Origin of the sequence: Mycobacterium sp. D16R24 (genome assembly GCF_002013385.1) — a bacterium.
Classification (GTDB): domain Bacteria; phylum Actinomycetota; class Actinomycetes; order Mycobacteriales; family Mycobacteriaceae; genus Mycobacterium.
Map to the genome: position 1 here is coordinate 1 of NZ_MAEV01000048.1, position 17098 is coordinate 17098.

General features: G+C 65.4%; 15 protein-coding genes. 5 read left to right on the forward strand and 10 right to left on the reverse strand.

Features of this window, described 5'->3' with window-relative positions:
* Positions 1-157: 157 nt before the first annotated feature.
* From B4383_RS25495 to B4383_RS25510, 4 genes are read right to left on the reverse strand one after another with little or no spacing between them, the layout of a single operon-like run.
* Positions 158-793: an isochorismatase family cysteine hydrolase gene (locus tag B4383_RS25495; protein WP_078291294.1), complete on the reverse strand. Its 636-nt coding sequence runs from the start codon at positions 791-793 to the stop codon at positions 158-160.
* A complete protein-coding gene (locus tag B4383_RS25500; protein WP_078291296.1) occupies positions 790-1416 on the reverse strand; it encodes a TIGR03086 family metal-binding protein in 627 nt (208 codons plus the stop codon). Before B4383_RS25500 ends, B4383_RS25495 begins: the two co-directional genes overlap by 4 nt.
* A 56-nt stretch (positions 1417-1472) precedes the next feature.
* A complete protein-coding gene (locus B4383_RS25505; protein WP_078291605.1) occupies positions 1473-3956 on the reverse strand; it encodes a glycogen/starch/alpha-glucan phosphorylase in 2484 nt (827 codons plus the stop codon).
* 57 nt (positions 3957-4013) lie between these two features.
* Positions 4014-4991, reverse strand: a complete 978-nt coding sequence (locus B4383_RS25510; protein WP_078291298.1) for a zinc-binding alcohol dehydrogenase family protein — start codon at positions 4989-4991, stop codon at positions 4014-4016.
* A 91-nt stretch (positions 4992-5082) separates the two neighbouring features.
* On the opposite strand from B4383_RS25510, the gene B4383_RS25515 reads away from it, so the two are divergent.
* The gene (locus B4383_RS25515) at positions 5083-5595 is read left to right on the forward strand and encodes a MarR family transcriptional regulator (RefSeq protein ID WP_078291300.1); all 513 of its coding nucleotides are present in this window, start codon (positions 5083-5085) and stop codon (positions 5593-5595) included.
* Here the strand turns inward: B4383_RS25515 and B4383_RS25520 are convergent.
* The 3 genes from B4383_RS25520 to B4383_RS25530 form a co-directional block, all read right to left on the reverse strand.
* Complete coding sequence (locus B4383_RS25520) at positions 5592-7082, reverse strand: carotenoid oxygenase family protein (protein ID WP_176138402.1); 1491 nt, start codon at positions 7080-7082, stop codon at positions 5592-5594. The two genes, B4383_RS25515 and B4383_RS25520, sit on opposite strands and share 4 nt — an antisense overlap.
* Positions 7083-7197: 115 nt before the next feature.
* Positions 7198-7806 (reverse strand): TetR/AcrR family transcriptional regulator, encoded by a 609-nt coding sequence (locus B4383_RS25525; RefSeq protein ID WP_176138403.1) that lies wholly within the window; start codon positions 7804-7806, stop codon positions 7198-7200.
* A 29-nt stretch (positions 7807-7835) separates the two neighbouring features.
* The gene (locus B4383_RS25530) at positions 7836-8420 is read right to left on the reverse strand and encodes a TetR/AcrR family transcriptional regulator (RefSeq protein WP_078291306.1); all 585 of its coding nucleotides are present in this window, start codon (positions 8418-8420) and stop codon (positions 7836-7838) included.
* An 80-nt stretch (positions 8421-8500) separates the two neighbouring features.
* Between B4383_RS25530 and B4383_RS25535 the strand changes: the two genes are divergently transcribed.
* Genes B4383_RS25535 through B4383_RS25545 form a run of 3 tightly spaced genes read left to right on the forward strand, consistent with a single transcriptional unit; the run spans position 8501 to position 11710 of the window.
* Positions 8501-9319, forward strand: coding sequence for a CoA transferase (locus tag B4383_RS25535; protein WP_078291308.1), 819 nt, complete (start codon positions 8501-8503; stop codon positions 9317-9319).
* Positions 9319-10479 carry an acyl-CoA dehydrogenase family protein gene (locus tag B4383_RS25540; RefSeq protein ID WP_078291309.1) on the forward strand — a complete coding sequence of 387 codons (1161 nt, stop codon included), beginning with the start codon at positions 9319-9321 and terminating at the stop codon, positions 10477-10479. Before B4383_RS25535 ends, B4383_RS25540 begins: the two co-directional genes overlap by 1 nt.
* A 22-nt stretch (positions 10480-10501) precedes the next feature.
* Positions 10502-11710, forward strand: coding sequence for a lipid-transfer protein (locus B4383_RS25545; RefSeq protein ID WP_078291312.1), 1209 nt, complete (start codon positions 10502-10504; stop codon positions 11708-11710).
* Here B4383_RS25545 and B4383_RS25550 read toward each other — a convergent pair.
* Positions 11707-13080, reverse strand: coding sequence for a styrene monooxygenase/indole monooxygenase family protein (locus B4383_RS25550; RefSeq protein ID WP_078291314.1), 1374 nt, complete (start codon positions 13078-13080; stop codon positions 11707-11709). The genes B4383_RS25545 and B4383_RS25550 overlap by 4 nt on opposite strands.
* A gap of 75 nt (positions 13081-13155) precedes the next feature.
* Here B4383_RS25550 and B4383_RS25555 point away from each other — a divergent pair, with 75 nt between their 5' ends.
* A complete protein-coding gene (locus B4383_RS25555; protein ID WP_078291316.1) occupies positions 13156-14220 on the forward strand; it encodes a GGDEF domain-containing protein in 1065 nt (354 codons plus the stop codon).
* Positions 14221-14232: 12 nt separating this feature from the next.
* Here B4383_RS25555 and B4383_RS25560 read toward each other — a convergent pair whose 3' ends face one another.
* On the reverse strand, positions 14233-15960 hold the full coding sequence (locus B4383_RS25560; RefSeq protein ID WP_078291317.1) for an amidohydrolase: 1728 nt from the start codon (positions 15958-15960) through the stop codon (positions 14233-14235).
* A gap of 36 nt (positions 15961-15996) precedes the next feature.
* Positions 15997-17085, reverse strand: coding sequence for an S-(hydroxymethyl)mycothiol dehydrogenase (locus B4383_RS25565; RefSeq protein ID WP_078291320.1), 1089 nt, complete (start codon positions 17083-17085; stop codon positions 15997-15999).
* Between the last annotated feature and the right edge of the window lie 13 nt (positions 17086-17098).

The following is a 17098-nucleotide window of genomic DNA, read 5'->3' on the forward strand; positions in this document are numbered from 1 at the left end:
TCTTGTCACTTTGGTGACCTGTTGTGTGTGAAATTGCAACGCCGCTTTGGAATCCCAATTTGGGCAACGCTTAGCTCAGACCCAGTTCAGGCATCTGATATCAAGTTGTCGCTTGTAGCCGGGCACTAGAGACATGTCCCGAAAATCGGGCCAAGCCTCAGGCCCGCGCCAGCTCCTGTTCCACCGACGCCACGTCGGTCACGTTCACTCCGATGAGCGTCAGATCGTGCAACCGTTCCGGCGTGACCTGCGAGGTGGCGTCTTCGACGATCACCGCGCGATAGTCCCGCTCGGAGGCGTCGAACAGGGTGGCACGCGGGCAGTTCGGCAGATTGCAGCCCGCCACCACCACCGTCGTGATGCCCCGTGCACGCAGATGCTGCTCCAAGTCGGTCCGGTGAAAGGCGCTCCAGCGAGGCTTGAACAGGATGTATTCCGCGGGGCCGACCTGCTGAAACCCGCCCGCCAACAGCAGCTCTGAGTCCAGCCGCTCGCCGTGCGGCAGGAGCTCGGCGGGGATCTGTGATCCGTCACTACCCGGCGCGGCGACCTCGCGACCGGCGAGAATCTCTGCGCGACGGGGCAAGTCGGTGTCGGTGCCGCCCGGAACGTAGAGCCGCACCACGTGCACGATGGGCCGGCCGGCCTTGCGGAACGCCGCGACCAGCCGACCGAGCGCGGGTATTCGGTCGGCGGTTCCCGGTACCGGCATGGCGCCGGAGACGAACTCCGCCTGCACATCGATGACCACCAGGGCCGAGCTGTCCCACTCGGGAGCGACGAAGCTTGTCACGCCACCACAGTAGGGGCCCAATCTGGCGCGCGCCCGAGGTGACGCAGGATGCGGTCGAGGTCGCGCTCACCATCGACCTCGTCGAGCGCCCGCGCGAACGGCGAGCCCTCGGCCGACCGCAGGTCGCCGTCGGGTACGCCCAAGGCGATGGGAACCGCCGCGGCGATCACGTCGTCGGGAAGTGTGAACGGAGCATCGATGCTGCGCACCGCATCCCACCCGTGCACCACGTAGTCGATGAAGTGGAAGCCGATGGCCATCGCGCCGGGAAACGAAGCATCCGCGCCGAATTCGGCCAGCGCGAACGCCGCTTCCAGCACCCCGTCGGCGGCAAACGCATCAAGCACATCGTCCACGGCGGCGCGATAGGCGCCCGCGGGATCGGCCGCCACCGCGGCGGCGACCGTATCGGGGTTCCAGACCGCCGGGTCGGCGCCGGCGCCACGAGCGGCGGCCGCGAAACCGCGATGCTGGACGGTCATGTGGATCAGCAGGTCGGCCAGCGTCCACCCGGCACACGGGGTCAGGCGCCGCAGGTCATCCACGGTGATGGCCGAGACGATATCTGCGGATGTCAGTACAGCGGTTCTATGCACGGCACGAAGACCAAGGGTCGTGTTCATGCACACATCATATGCTCATGCATATGATGTGCCAAGGTGTATATCCCGGGGAGCTGCTACACCTGCACGGTGACCGGCTGCACACCCCAGATCTCGTCGCAGTACTCGGCGATGGCGCGGTCCGAAGAGAACTTGCCGCCGCGCGCGGTGTTCAGGATCGACATCCGCGTCCACGCCGTCACGTCGTGCCAGGCCTCGGACACCCGTTCCTGGCACTCGATGTAGGAGGAGTAGTCGGCCACCACCAGGAACGGGTCATGCCCGCGCAGCGAGTCCACGACCGGCGCGAACACAGACGGATCTCCACCCGAGAAGTGGCCACTGGCAATCAGATCCAGCACGGTGCGGAGTTCGTCGTTGAGCCCGACGAAGTCCTCGGGCCGGTATCCCTCGTGCACCAGGCGCTGTACCTCATCGACGGTGAGCCCGAACAGGAAGAAATTCTCGGCCCCAGCCTCCTCGAGCATCTCGACATTGGCGCCGTCGAGCGTGCCGATGGTGAGCGCCCCGTTGAGCATGAACTTCATGTTCCCGGTGCCCGACGCCTCCTTGCCTGCCGTCGAAATCTGTTCGGAAAGATCGGCGGCCGGGTAGATCAGGTGCGCGCTCTTGACATTGAAGTTCGGCAGAAACGCCACCTTGAGGAACTGGCTGACGTGCGGGTCGTTGTTGACGGTCTCGGCGACCGCATTGATGAGCTTGATGATCCGCTTGGCCATGAAGTATCCGGGCGCAGCCTTACCGCCGAAAATGAAGGCGCGTGGTGCGATCCGCAGATCCGGGTTCTGCTTGAGCCGGTGGTACAGCGTCACGATGTGCAGCACGTTGAGGTGCTGGCGCTTGTACTCGTGGATCCGCTTGACCTGGATGTCGAACATCCAGTTGGGGTCCAGATCCACCCCGGTGGTCGTCAGCACATACTCGGCGAGCCGGGCCTTGTTGAGGCGCTTGACCTCTCGCCACTGCATCCGGAAGGACGAGTCCTCGGCGTACGGTTCGAGCTCGCGCAGCTTTGTCAGATCCGCCACCCAACCCTCGCCGATGGCGTCGTCGAGCAGCTCTCGCAGGCCCGGATTGGCCAGCGCCAGGAACCGGCGCGGCGTCACCCCGTTGGTCTTGTTGCTGAACCGCTCGGGCCACAGCTCGTAGAAGTCCTTGAGCACGCTCTCCTTGAGCAGCTCCGAATGCAGTGCGGCCACACCGTTGATGGCGTGGCTGCCCACGGTGGCCAGGTGCGCCATCCGTACACTCTTGCCGCCCTCTTCGCCGATCAGCGACATGCGCCGCACGCGGGCGTCGTCACCGGGGAAGCGGGACCGGACCTCGTCGAGGAACCGGCGGTTGATCTCGTAGATGATCTCCAGGTGCCGTGGCAGTGATTCGGCGAACAGTCCCAGTGGCCAGGTCTCGAGTGCCTCGGGCAGCAGCGTGTGGTTGGTGTACCCGAAGGCCGCCACGGTGATCTCCCAGGCCTCGTCCCAGCCCAGGGCGCGCTCGTCGAGCAGCAGCCGCATCAACTCTGCGACACCGATGGACGGGTGAGTGTCATTGAGCTGCAAGGCGAATTGCTCGGCGAGCTCGTGGACCGGCCGCTCGGCCACATCCTCCAGGATGTGCAGCACGCGCTGCAGTGAGCAGGAGACGAAGAAGTGCTGCTGCAGCAGCCGCAGCCGCTTACCGGCCTCGGGCTCGTCATTGGGGTAGAGCACCTTGGTGACGGTCTCGGAGGACACCTCGTCCTCGACGGCCTTGTAGTAATCGCCGGCGTTGAAGGCGTCCAGTTCGAACGACTGCACGGCGCGGGCGCTCCACAGCGTCAGGGTGTTGCAGGTGTTCACGCCGTAGCCCTGGATGGGGGTGTCGTACGGAATGCCCTTGAGGAAGCGCTGCGGGATCCAGCGCGCCCGGAAGTTTCCGTCCTCATCCAGGTACTGCTCGGTGTGGCCGCCCCATCCGACGAGGAAGTTGAGGTCGGGCTTGGCGATTTCCCAGGGGTTTCCGTTGTCGAGCCAGTTGTCGGTCTTCTCCACCTGCCACCCGTCACGGATCTCCTGGTCGAAGATCCCGTACTCGTACCGGATGCCGTAGCCGATCGCGGGCCGATCCAGGGTGGCCAGCGAGTCCATGTAGCAGGCCGCCAGGCGGCCCAGGCCACCGTTGCCCAGTCCCGGTTCCTCCTCGCACTCCAGCACCTCGTCGAAATCCTGGCCGAGCGCCGATAGGGCATCGCGGGCCTGCTGTTCGATCTGTAGGTTCAGCAGGTTGTTGCCCAGCTGCGGCCCTATCAGGAACTCGGCCGACAGGTACACCGCCACCTTGCGGCTCAGGTCCAGGTAGGTCTGCATGCTGGCAATCCAGCGCTGCTGCATGCGATCTCGAACCGCGAGCGCCAGAGCCCGGTAGTAGTGCGCGGGGGTCAGCACGCTCGCCGGACGCCCGATCGAGTACCGCAGATGGTCGATGATGGCTCGTTGCAGTGTGTCGGCGTTCAATCCGGTGCGGGAGTGTTCGTCGTGATCGAGCTCGGCGAAGTGCGTCATGTCCATACCGTGCCATCGAATGGCCCACGGGAAAACCGGAAACAGGCGACCGGCAGATTACTGGGGGGTGACCACCACCCGCACCCCGGACGGCTCCTTGGCCGCCCAGACGGTTTCGATATCGGCCAACGGCCGGGCCAGCGTCTGCAGCTGCAGGTCTCCGCGCTCCAGCATGGCGAACAGCTTCGGCAGAGCCTCGGTGCGTGCCCGCAGCAAGGCCTCGGGCGGCACACTGCCGATGCCGACGCCGGACAGGGTGATGCCGGTGCTGCGCAGGGTGGAGGCGTTGACGCTGACGGTCTCGCCGGTCATCGCGCCGATCTGTACGAAGCGGGTGGCGTGGAAGTGCGCCGACGAATGGCTGGCGGCCAGCGCGTTCAGGGTTTGTTCGGCGGGGGAGCCCCATAGGTAGTCCAGCACCGCGTCGAACGGGCGCGCCGCATGCCGCGCGGTGATGGCCTCGGTGAGGTCATCGCTGCCCAGCGTGATCACGTCGTCGGCGCCCACGGTGCGCAGCCAGGCCAGCCGCTCGGCGTTGCGGCCGGCGACCGTCACGCGCCCGGCCCCGAAGACCGATTTCGCGAGCTGCACCGCCAGCGAGCCGGTCACTCCGGTGGCTCCGAGCACCAGCACGTGCTGTCCCGGCTGCACCGCGGCGCCATGGGACAGGGCTAGCCAGGCCGATATTCCCGGATTGGGTATCGCGGCGGCGGTCACAGAATCGACATGCTCGGGCACCTCGACGGCGCCGGCGGGGTAGACGACGGTGCGCTCGGCCATCAGGCCGTGCGGTGCGATCGATCCGGTGTATACCCGCTTGCCGCTGGCCAGCCGGGCGACACCGTCGACACCGGCAATCGCTGGAAGGGTGATTTCCTTGCTGCTGTAGTGCTTTCCGGAGATGACGGATCGGGTCAGGTTGGTCAGGGCCGATGCCTCCACGGTCGCGATCTCGGCGCCGTCGGGGGCCTGTGGGTCGGGGAAGTCGGTATAGGCGGGCTGTTGTCCCCACTCGTGCACGACTGCTGCCTTCATGGCGTGCTCCTCAAGTTTCTGTAGAAATGGTTTCCATCGAAACCATATAAACAATGTACGGGGCCGGCCGCCGGATGGCAATATGGTTTCCATGAAAACCAAGTCGGCGTTGATCGGCAGCATCAACACCCTGGTGGGCGCGGTGGGGGACAAGTTCGACCCGGACGAGGACGATGACGCCGAGCGCGATTTCCTGGCCGAGCGGCTCCCGCACCGGATGGAACATCTGATCAGGACGCTGCCGACGCTGTCGCTACATCTGTTGGCGGCGATCGCCGAGGGGCCGGTCAGCGTGGTGGGCCTGGCCGCGCGCTCGGGTCAGCTCAAGGGCACCGTGTCCAAGCACGTGCAGCGCCTGGTGGATGCTGGCTGGGTCGTGCGAGCACCGATTCCAGGTAACCGCAAGGAGATCGAGCTCATCATGACCGCCGACGGGAGCACCGTCGTCGATGTGCACACCCGGCTGCACGAGGAGATGGAACACGGTGTGCGCGATTTCCTGCAGCGCTACAGCAATGCCGACCTGCAGGTCGTCGAGAAGGTACTGCAGGATCTGCTGGCCGCGGGCAGGGACGGGGTGCGGATCGTGGCCAAGGGCGGCTAGGCCGGGATCCAGTTACCGTGGAACTGAAACGGTATCCGCGCTGGAAGATGAATGGTGGCAAGCTTTTCCATTGATTGAGCGTCGATGATCAACATGTTGCTCAGCCGGGTGCTGCGATCGTATTCATATCCGATGAGAACTCCGTCGGCCTCCTCGGCGGTCGCGGTCCGGGGCACGGGGGAGAACTCGCCCGGTATGTGTCCGGCCTCCAGCTTGTGTTCGGTGGTGCCGCCGTTGTCGAGGTCGTAGCGGATCAGTGAGGCGCGTGCGTCATCAAGGCTTTCCAGGGTGTCGATATCGGTGTCGCCGACGCTCGTGGTGAAGCCGTATCGGTGCGGCAGGCTGACCCGGCGCGGGTCGACCATGGGGAACTCCTGAAGGCGTACGTCCGTCCACGATTCCTTGACCACTCCGGTTACCAGGTCGACTTCCCACCGGTGCAGGCGTGGGCGCCCCGTCCCCAGCACGTCGGCGATGTTGTACTGCGAGTCATCGTCGGGGCCGGTGATACGGCAGGCGTCGATGACGATGGTGCCGTTCTCCTCGTGAGCGTTGAGGGTGTGGAACACGTAGCACGGTTCGATCTCGAACCAGCGCACCGTCGCGGGCCCCTCGCGGGGAATCACCCCAATTCGGCTGGGGTGCGAGCTCTTCCACCGCAGCGGTACCTCGGCAGTCTTGGGCAGGGGTGCCCGGGCCACCAGCGGGCCGAACAACGCGGGCGGCTCGAATCGGCCGAGCAGCCCCGCCGCCATCCGGGTGATGAACTGCGGAGTCGCCGAGGGGGCGACCTTGCGCGTCAACTGGTTGAGGTCGATAACCAGCGGGCAGTCGAAGAGCATCACATAGTTCTCACTCAAGGCGATGTCGTGCAGTAGCGGCCGGCCCGGTACATCCAGTGGCACGCTCTTGCGTACCGTGCCCTGGGGACCGATGACCACATAGCGCGCCACGGCCGGTCCGACGAGTTGGTAGGTGACAGCGTGCAACTCGCCGGTCACCGGATCCAGCTTGGGATGCCCGGTGTATCCGCCTTCCAGTGTTCGGCCGAAATCACAGGTTCCGACGGTTTCCAGCTCATCGGTCAGCTCGTAGGGCGCGACACCGCCCTCGGCGCTGACGATGGTCTTGCCGGCGAAGCCATACACGTTCGTCTGCGGCGACACGGTCGTCACACCGGCGCGATAGTTGGCCGGTTTCGACTTCTCGCCGAGCAGTCTGGACACCTTGGGTGTGCGCACCCACCGGCTGCGGTACCACTCGGCGCGGCCATCGCGCAGCCGCACGCCGTGCACCATTCCGTCACCGGTCACCCCGAACACCGAGTAGTTGTTGGGGTCGTATTGTCCGGGAAGCGGATTGGGGCCGGTGCGCACATAACGGCCGTTCAGGAATTTCGGTATCTCACCGGTTACGCGCAAGGCGGTCGCTGTTGTCTCCCGATCGACGGGTAGCACGTGCTCGTCCGCGAGTAGATCTATTTCCATGTCGACATCCTTTGGCTGCATCATCGAAGCTAGAACGTAGAGTCAAGCTCGACGGTAGACCGCATGAATGGGTATGGCAAGAGCCTAATTCGGTGGCACCCGAGGGGGGTGCGGGTCAGATGGACTCCGGATAGGCGGTGCTGATGCCGGCAACGATGTACGCCGCGCAGGTACGCACCGCGACCTCGGGGTCGATGTGGTGGGCGATGGCCGTCAAGACTCCCGACCTGATGGCTTGCGCGCTCATGGTCGCCAGTAGCAGGCGCCGGTGCGTCTCGGCCTCGTCGTGCACCGGCTCCCAGAGTTCGAGGATGCTCATGATCCGGGACACGGCATCGGTGAGCACCTGCTGATCAAATCCCGGGACATGTGGCGCGGTGGAGTCGGCCAGCAGTCGCATGCCCAGCGGGCGGGCAGCGGCATGGATGAAGAATGGCTTCAGGGCTTCGCTCAGCGATGCTGCCGGGTCATTGAGGTCGATGTTCTCCGGCATCGACACGTCGTCGAAGATCGCGCGCATCAAGGTTGCCTCGCGCCCGACAAGTCGGATGAGTAATCCGTCCTTGGAGCCGAAGTGGGCGTAGAGCGTCTGTTTGGTGACCTGGCCGGAAGCCACTATCTGGTCCATAGTGACTGCCCCGCAACCCTGTTCGGCCACAACAGGTAACACCAGATCGAGTAGCTCGTCATCGGTGGGCCGATAGCCGGGGCTGCGTGATGTCACGTCAGTACCGTAACTGCTTGGGGTGGCGGTTAGTCGAGCACTTTGATGGATAGCGTGGGCTTCGGGGTGTCCCCGTGCTCCAGCCGGTCCCATACCGCGTCGATCAGGGGTTGCAGCAGCAGGGCGCCCATCTGTCGAACCATCACGGACACAACCTGAGTGGACTCGGGACGATCGGTGGGGGCCATGCCCTCCTCGCGCAGGGTGGCCACCTCATCGCGTGTCAGCTGAATCAACGCATTCAACATGCTCAGCTGTTCTTCGGAGGGCTCGAGCACGGCCCGGCGCACGTAATTCACGATCGGGGGATTCGCCTTGAGCATCGCGATGACGGCGGCATCGCGGGCCGCGGCGAGCTTGCGCGGGTCCTTCTCTTCCTCGACCGAGCGCAACGCCTCGACGTGGTAGTCGACGACCAGCTGATCAACGGCCTCGCGCAGACCTGCCTTGGTCTTGAAATGGTGTTGCACCAACCCGAGTGTCACCCCGGCCTCGGATGCCACCGCACGCAACGAAATCCGCTCCTCGCCGTACTGGGCGTACAAATCCAGCGCGGTATTGCGAATGCGCGCCTTCGCGGTCAGGTCCTCGTCGGTCGCGCGCGGGTTTGCCATGGGCCTCATCGTACCCCACCCCTTTACAAACGAATCTGAAACGATACACTTGTATTGTCTCGACGAGGAGGTCTCTGACAATGCTGCCCCTGACCGGCGTAAACGTGGTGTCGCTGGCGATTAATCTGCCCGGGCCCGCGGCGTGCTCCCGGCTCGCGGAGCTCGGTGCTGCGGTGACCAAGGTTGAACCCCCCGGCGGTGACCCGCTGGCCCGTGTCGCTGCAGGGTGGTACGCGGAGCTCGCCGGGAAGCAGGTGGTCGTCACGTTGGATCTCAAGGACTCCGGTGACCGCGCCAAGCTCGATGAACTGCTGACCGATGCCGACCTGCTGATCACCTCCATGCGTCCCACCGCGCTGCGGCGCCTGGGGCTGGCGGCCCCGCAGGAGCAGTTCCCACGGCTCTCGCTCATTGAAATCGTCGGTCACGATGGAGATCTCGCCGACGAACCGGGACACGACCTCAACTATCAGGCCGCGCAGGGCACCCTGACGCCACCACATATGCCGAAGGTGCCGCTGGCCGATCTGTTGGGCGCCGAACGTGCGGTCAGTACCGCGTTAGCGGCTCTGCAGGCGCGCGCCGGCTCGGGCCACGGTGCGGCATATCGGGTGGCTCTTGCCGATGCCGCGGCGTGGGCCGGTGGGGCGGTGCGCAACGGGCTGATGGGGGACAACGCCATCCTGGGTGGCGCCTTCCCCGGCTACGGAATCTACGAATGCGCCGACGGGCACGTCGCGCTCGGGGCGCTCGAATCGCACTTCTTCGCCCGCACCCTGCAGGCCTTCGGTGCCGACGGCACCCACGAAAGCCTGCGTACCGCATTCTCCGGCAAGACCATCGCCGAGCTCGAAGCCATTGCCGCCGAGGTTGATATCCCCCTGAATGGAGTGAAGTAATGTCCGCACTGTTCCCGTCCTATAACGCGTCCTGGGAGACCGATGCGCACCGCGACCTGCGCAAGCATGCCGCCGAATTTCTGCGCAAGGAGTCCACGCCTAACCAGGAACGCTGGAGCGCGCAGCACCAGGTGGACCGCGAGTTCTGGAACAAGCTGGGCGATGCCGGTCTGCTCGGCCTGGACCTGCCCGAGGAATACGGCGGTGCCGGAGGCGATTTCGGATTCTCCGCGGTGGTCGCCGAGGAGCTGGCGCTTGCCCAGGACACTGCGACGGGCTGGGGCGTGCACTCGCCGATCGTCGCGCACTACATCAACACCTATGGCAACAGCGAGCAGAAGGCTCGCTGGATGCCGGGCATCATCAGTGGTGATCTGGTACTGGCCATCGCTATGACCGAGCCCGGAACGGGATCGGATCTGCAAGGGGTGCGCACCAGCGCGGTCCGGGATGGCGATCACTACGTGATCAACGGCTCGAAGACGTTCATTTCCAACGGCACACACTGCGACTTGCTGGTGATCGTGGCCAAGACCGATCCATCCCAGGGGGCGAAGGGGATATCGCTCATCGTCGCCGAGACCAAGGACCTGCCCGGATTCGAGCGCGGCCGGGTGCTGGAAAAGGTGGGACAACACGGGCAGGACACCCGTGAACTGTTCTTCAGCGATATGCGGGTGCCGGTGGCCAACCGGCTCGGCGAGGAAGATGGCCAGGGGTTCATCCAGCTCATGACTCAGCTGGCACGTGAGCGCCTCATCATCGCCTCCGGGAACGCCGGCATGGCCGAGGCCGCGGTGCTGGAGTCGATCAAGTACACCAAGGAACGCGAGGCATTCGGCCAGCCGCTCATCAAGTTTCAGAACACCAGGTTTCAGCTGGCCGAGCTGAAGGCCGAGGTGCTTTCCATCAAGACAACCGTCGACTGGTGCATCCAGAACTACATCGAGGGGGCCAATGACCCCGCGACGGCCTCCATCGCCAAGCTGGTGGCCACCGACAAGGGGGTCGCGGTGGTCGATCGGTGTGTCCAGTTCTTCGGCGGATACGGATACATGATGGAGTACCCGATCGCCCGGGCGTACGCCGCCGCGCGCGTCAACAAGATCTACGGCGGCACAAGCGAAATCATGAAAGAACTCATCTCTCGGTCTTTGTGACGAGACGCGACAAGGAGTGACAATGAAACAGCAGAATAGAGCGTTCGTCGTCGGCGTCGGCATGACGAAGTTCGAGAAGCCCGGGAGCCGCGAAGGCTGGGATTACCCGGCCATGGTCAAGGAAAGTGGAACCAAGGCGCTCGATGACGCCGGGGTCCGGTACGAACAGATTGAGCAGGCCTTCGTCGGAAACGTCTATGGCGATTCGTGTTCCGGGCATCGTGCGCTCTACGAGCTGGGCCATACCGGCATTCCGATCTACAACGTCAACAGCAACTGCTCGACGGGATCGACCGCACTGTTCATGGCGGCCAACGCCATTCGCAGCGGCCAGTCCGACGTCGTGATGGCCGCCGGGTTCGAGAAGATGGAACGCGGCTCGCTGAGTATGAAATTCACCGACCGCGAGTCGCCGTTGATGCCGCAGCTCACCCGTCTCGGCGAACTGACGCCGCCGCAAATGCCCATGACCGCATGGATGTTCGCCGCCGCGGCCGAGGAATACATGCGCGAGTACGGCCTGACCGCAGAGCAGCTGGCGTGGATCGGCTACAAAAACCACAAGCACTCGGTGAACAACCCGTACAGCCAATTCCAGGACGAATACTCGCTGGAAGACATCCTGTCGTCACGGAGCATCGTGGCGCCACTGACCAAGCTGCAGTGCTCACCGACCTCCGACGGGTCCGCGGCGGCCATCGTGGCCAGCGAGGAGTTCGTTGACAAGCACGGACTCGCCGACCAGGCCGTCGAGATCGTCGGACAGGCCACCGTCACCGACCGGGCCGACACCTTCGACGGCACCGCGGCGGGCATCGTCGGCGCGCACATGAACAAGGCGGCGATCGCCGCCGTTTACGAGCAGGCGCAGATCGGCCCGGAGGACATCGATGTGGTGGAGCTGCATGACTGCTTCTCTGCCAACGAGATCCTGGTGTACGAGGCGCTCGGCTTCTGTGAGCAGGGTGAGGCGGGCAAGCTGATCGACAACCAGGACACCACCTTTGGCGGCAAATGGGTGGTCAACCCGTCGGGCGGCCTGATCTCCAAGGGACATCCGCTGGGCGCCACCGGTCTGGCCCAGTGCGCCGAGCTGAACTGGCAGCTACGCGGCCAGGCCGACAAGCGTCAGGTTGCCGGCGCGGCCACCAAGGACGGGGTGGCGTTGCAGCACAACATCGGGCTCGGCGGTTCGGTGGTCGTCACGGCATACCGCCCGGCGCAGCGCTAGGCGGCGCGCACCAGCCCGGACCGGGCGAACCGGCCGGCGGGGGAGAACCGCTCCAGGATGGCGTCGGCGGGTTCCCTCGCCCACTCGGTGATGAGCTCCTTGGCCGTCTCGATCGAGGTGACCCGCTCGAAGGGCTTCGGATCGTCGAGCAGGCTGAACAGTTTGGATGCGAATCTCTGGTGCACGTGGCCCGCCGCGAAGAACAGATCGCCATAGTCGTGCAGCTCGTCATCGCCGAGATAGAGCCTCGTGACCAACTGCGCGGCGCGCGCCCGCCGGTCGTAGAACTCCTCGAAAGCGGCAGTGAGCCAGGCGGTGTCGAAGGGGCCGTCATGCGCACCGGCCTTGTGGACCAGTGCTGCCGCCTGCACCAGGCCACCCTGTGCGCCCTGCCCGGCGATCGGGTCATAGGCCACGGCGGTGTCGCCGAGGGCGGTCACGGGATGTCCGCTGGCCGTGTGCCCCACGCCGTGGCGCACCAGCTGGGTGACCGCACCGGTGATCCACGAATGTGGGTCCTCCTTGATGACGTTGAGCGACAACACTTCCGGCAGATCCCAATCGATGTACTCGCGATGCACATCGGTGACGGCCTGTAGTGCGGAGGCGGCGCTGTCGACGGCGGCGTACCGTCGTTCCCATTCACTACCGGGCTTGGCCCAGGTCAGGAACGACCACGATGGTCCGGCGTCCTTGTGCAGGTACGGGCCCCACCACGCCTCACCCTGATCGGTGATGAATGAGAACGCGCTGTGGCGTCCACCGGCGGGTCCCCGGTGCGCGAAGACATCGGGCCCGTGCCCCAGGCCCGCGACCGTCAGCATCAGCAGCTGTCGCTGTGGCCGGTCGTACACCGTGCGGGAGGCATCCACCGGGAACAGTGAGGACAAACCGCCGCGGCCGGTCGCCACCAGGGTCAGGTCGTGGGCGGCAGCGATCGCGTCAAGCTTGTCTGGATCCACCTGTTCCACGACGAAACGACCGCCGCGTTCCTGGAACTGGGTGAGGCGATCATCGGCCTTGAGCCGGGTGTCGACGGCGACGCCCTGGGTACCGCGGTCGAAGTCGGCGTCGAAGGCGATGACCTCGGGGCGGCCGGGTTCGTTGCCGTCGACCAGGCGCACACTGAGCCCGGTCGAGGTGGGGCCCGGCTCCAGGTAGCTGGTTAGCCCCAGGCTCGCCTCGGCACGCTGCGCTTCCCCGAAGATCAGCGCGGTGCCGGTCGCGGGCACATCTTCCCGCAAACTCCGCTGATCGCGGTCGCTGTAGATGGTGACGTCAAAACCTTTGTCCAGCAGTCCCAGTGCGGCCGTGGCGCCGGTCTGTCCCGCACCGATGATCGCCGCCCTGCGCCCGTGTCGTGTCGTCATGCCCGCCACTATCGGCGTGCGACCTTGTGCGCGAAAGGCACCTGCTCATGGTGATTGCAAGGGCCATAATCGGGTGTGCAAAATCGGCAGCAGCTAGAGCCAGGGTTTCAGTACCTCCTGGTTACCGACGCGCTTCGCGGCGCCGGGCAGTTGAGGCAGCTCAAGGTTGGCATCGGGCTCTTGTGCTTCTCCATCGTGGTGCTGGCGGGCGCCACCCAGTTCATCCCGTTAGGGCCCCAGGGGGTGTGGCCTCGCACGATCCAGGCAGTAGCGGCGGCGATGGCCGTGATCGTCGGCCTGTGCTGGATCTTGTTCCCCTGGCCGAGCCGGCGTGGCATGGTCGCGTTCGTGGCGTGGGCAGACGTGACGCTGGCGATCACGGCAGCGACGTTTTCCGACCCGACGGCCAGGCTCAGCGCGGTCGTGTACCTGGGCCTGGTCGGCCTTCTTCCCACCTTTTTCCTGGGTAGATGCGCCTTGGTGGCGCACTGTGGGTTTGCCGTGGCGTTGTTCGGCGCGTTGGTGACGATGAACGTTTTGGTCGACGGTGCGACGTGGTTCTCGCAGTTCACCTACGGAGCCCCCACGCTGGCCGCGGTGGTGTTGATGCCGACCATCATCCAGCTGGTGCTGGAAGGAGGCCGAGACTCGATCCTGGCCGCGGCGGTCTCGGCAAACCGCGACCCACTCACGGGTCTGTTGAACCGTCGAGGCGTGACCACCGCGATCGACCTGCTGCACCGGGGCCGTATCGATGCCGTCGACGTCGTCGTGGTCTTGATGGATGTGGACGGGCTCAAAGAACTCAATGACACGCGCGGTCACGGCGCCGGCGATGCGATGTTGAAGGCAGTGGCCGCCATGCTCACGGCGAACACACGGGTCGGCGAGATCGCCGCTCGCATCGGTGGCGACGAGTTCTTGGTGGTGGCGTTCCCTGGCCGCGCCGAGAACATCGACACCACCATTCGCCGGGTCAGCACTCCGCGCGCGGGCATTGATACCTGGAGCGTCAGCGTCGGCGCCGCCTGGCAGTCCCAAACCGGCGGCAAAGTCGACTTGGATTCGCTTGTTCAACAGGCGGATTACGAGCTGTACAAAGTCAAGAGCTCTCGCGGGATGCTAGATCCCCAGCACTGAGTGCGGTACAGGTCAGCCCTGCGGAGCGGCGTAGGTCTGCCGCCCGGCGAGGTAGGTGGCCCGCACCGTGATGTCCCGAAGCGCCTCCGCGTCCACGGCATGCGGATCTGCCGACAACACCACAAGATCGGCGTACTTGCCCACCTCGAGGCTGCCGATGTCGGTATCCAGATGCAGCTGCCAGGCCGCGTCGATGGTCTGTGCCCGCACGGCTTGTGCGACGGTGATCCGCTGCTCCGGGGCGAGCACCCGGCCGGATCCCTTCGCCTTGCGGGTGACTGCGGTGGCGATGTTGCCCAGCGGATCTGGCGGCGACACGTTGCCGTCGTTGTGAAACGAGACCCGCAACCCGGCATCCAGCGCAGCCTTCGCCGACATCCAGTGCGCGCCATGGTCCTGACCGAATAGCTCGTCGATGAGGGGATCGCCCCAGAAGTAGACGTGTTCGATGAACAGGCTGGGATGCACGCCCAGGCGCGCCGCGCGCTGGAACTGTGCCGGGGTCATCGCGCCGACGTGTTCGAGGCGGGAGCGTGCCGAGGCGGGGGATTGGGCCTTCTCGTACGCGTCCAGCACCACATCCACCGCGCGGTCACCGTGGACATGACAGGCCAGCTGCCAGCCCTGCTTGATGAAGGCCGTCGCCAGGTCGGTGACCTGTTCGGGGGTGTAGTTCATCCCGCCGTGGTGGTGTGGTTCCAGACCCATGCGGCGGGTGGCCGCGGTGTCCAGGTAGGGGAAGGAGGTGAAAATGTTTCCCTGCCAAGGTGATCCGTCTGCCCAGAGTTTCATGCCGATTTGGGCGAACATCTGGTCCGCGCCCGCCGGGGGCCCCGCCGCGTGCGCCGGGTCCTTGGCCAGCTCGGGAGTGCCCATCTCGTAGGCGCGGATGCGCAGCGTGACGTTGGGGTCGGCGGCCATCCTGCGGTACAGGTCGCCCTGCTGCGGCACGCTATAGCTGTGCTCACTGGTGGTGGCGATTCCCGCGGCCGCCAGCTGGCCGAAGGCCCACCGCAGATTCTGATATGCGTTGGGTTCGGCCACATCCCGCAGGTATGGCGTGGCCAACGTGACCAGTGCGGCCGTCTCCCGGACCTCACCGGTGAGCTCACCGTCGGGTCCGTGAACGTACTCGGCGCCGAGCGGGTCGGGGGTGTCCTTGGTGATGCCGGCGAGCTGGAAGGAGGCACTGTTGGCGTAGGCGGCATGCCCGCTGTTGGCGATGATGATCACCGGATTGTCCGGCGCCAACGCGTCGAGCTGTGTGCGCGTGGGCAATTGGAGGTCCGATTGCAGCAGCACGTCAATGCCGTACAGCAGCACTTGAGTGCCCTTCGGGGTGGCCCGGACGGTATCGGCCAGCGTGCGCATGACCTCCTTGCCGGTGGGGACCACGAACGGGCGCACATCGACGGCAGGCGGGCCGAGCGTCGCGGCGATCTGACTCGGGTGGCTATGGGCCTCCACGAACGCCGGAAGCAGGGCACGCCCGTTGAGTTCGACCACCTTCGTCTCGGCGGTGCGCAGCCTCAGCACGTCCTGCCGCGTACCGACGGCGGCGATCTTCCCACCGGTGACGGCCAGCGCCTCGGCCGTGGTGCCGTGGCCGTCGACCGTCACGACGGGGCCGCCGACGAAGATCAGATCGACGCTGGACTCGGGGCTCGCATTCTCGTCTCCGCAGCCGGACAATGCGGCCAATCCCGTTGTGGCAGCGGCCACGCCGACACCTCCCGCCACAAACTACCTCCGATTGATCGACAACGGAGGATCCGACTACAGCACCACGACTGAGCGTAGGACTTCGCCGTGATGCATTTTGTCGAATGCGGCTTCTATATCCCCGATTGCGATGCGTTCGGAGACGAAGCGGTCCAGGGGCAGGCGTCCCTGCTGGTAGAGGCTGACCAGGGTGGGGAAGTCGCGTTCGGGCAGGCAGTCGCCGTACCAGGAGGATTTCAGGGATCCGCCGCGGGAAAAGAAGTCGATCAGCGGCATCTCGAGCTTCATATCGGGGGTGGGGACGCCGACCAGCACCACCGTGCCGGCCAGATCGCGCGCATAGAAGGCCTGCTTCCAGGTTTCCGGGCGTCCGACGGCGTCGATGACGACATCGGCACCGAACTCGTCGGTGAGATCCTGCACGGCGGTGATCACATCGTCGACCTGGCGGGCGTTGATGGTGTGCGTGGCACCGAAGTCCTTGGCCCAGGCCAGTTTCTTGTCATCGGTGTCGATGGCGATGATGGTGCGGGCCCCGGCGAGTTTGGCGCCGGCGATGGCGGCGTCTCCGACTCCGCCGCAACCGATCACGGCCACAGTGTCATCACGGCCCACATTGCCGGTATTGACGGCCGCGCCCAGGCCGGCCATCACCCCGCACCCCAACAGGCCGACCACGGCCGGATCTGCGGAGGGGTCGACCTTGGTGCATTGCCCGGCATGTACCAGTGTTTTTTCGATGAACGCGCCGATGCCAAGGGCGGGGGTCAGCTCGGTGCCATCGGTGAGCGTCATCTTCTGGGTGGCGTTGAAGGTGTCGAAGCAGTACTGCGGACGCCCGCGCTTGCAGGCCCGGCACACCCCGCACACCGCGCGCCAGTTCAGGATCACGAAATCGCCCGGCGCCACGGTGGTTACTCCGGCGCCGACGGTTTCCACGATCCCGGCGGCCTCATGGCCGAGCAGGAACGGGAACTCGTCGTTGATCCCGCCCTCGCGGTAGGTCAGATCGGTGTGGCACACCCCGCACGCCTGCACCTTCACCACAACCTCACCCGGGCCCGGATCGGGGACCACGATGTCCACCAATTCCACCGGAGCCTTCACCGACCGAGCGATCACACCGCGCACCGTTTGAGCCATGCGCCAGACACTA

Coding starts and splice junctions, on each gene's coding strand:
- B4383_RS25500 (WP_078291296.1), bottom strand. CDS start 1,416: ATGAACACGACCCTTGGTCTTCGTGCCGTGCATAGAACCGCTGTACTG.
- B4383_RS25505 (WP_078291605.1), bottom strand. CDS start 3,956: ATGACGCACTTCGCCGAGCTCGATCACGACGAACACTCCCGCACCGGA.
- B4383_RS25510 (WP_078291298.1), bottom strand. CDS start 4,991: ATGAAGGCAGCAGTCGTGCACGAGTGGGGACAACAGCCCGCCTATACC.
- B4383_RS25515 (WP_078291300.1), top strand. CDS start 5,083: ATGAAAACCAAGTCGGCGTTGATCGGCAGCATCAACACCCTGGTGGGC.
- B4383_RS25520 (WP_176138402.1), bottom strand. CDS start 7,082: ATGGAAATAGATCTACTCGCGGACGAGCACGTGCTACCCGTCGATCGG.
- B4383_RS25530 (WP_078291306.1), bottom strand. CDS start 8,420: ATGGCAAACCCGCGCGCGACCGACGAGGACCTGACCGCGAAGGCGCGC.
- B4383_RS25535 (WP_078291308.1), top strand. CDS start 8,501: ATGCTGCCCCTGACCGGCGTAAACGTGGTGTCGCTGGCGATTAATCTG.
- B4383_RS25540 (WP_078291309.1), top strand. CDS start 9,319: ATGTCCGCACTGTTCCCGTCCTATAACGCGTCCTGGGAGACCGATGCG.
- B4383_RS25545 (WP_078291312.1), top strand. CDS start 10,502: ATGAAACAGCAGAATAGAGCGTTCGTCGTCGGCGTCGGCATGACGAAG.
- B4383_RS25550 (WP_078291314.1), bottom strand. CDS start 13,080: ATGACGACACGACACGGGCGCAGGGCGGCGATCATCGGTGCGGGACAG.
- B4383_RS25565 (WP_078291320.1), bottom strand. CDS start 17,085: ATGGCTCAAACGGTGCGCGGTGTGATCGCTCGGTCGGTGAAGGCTCCG.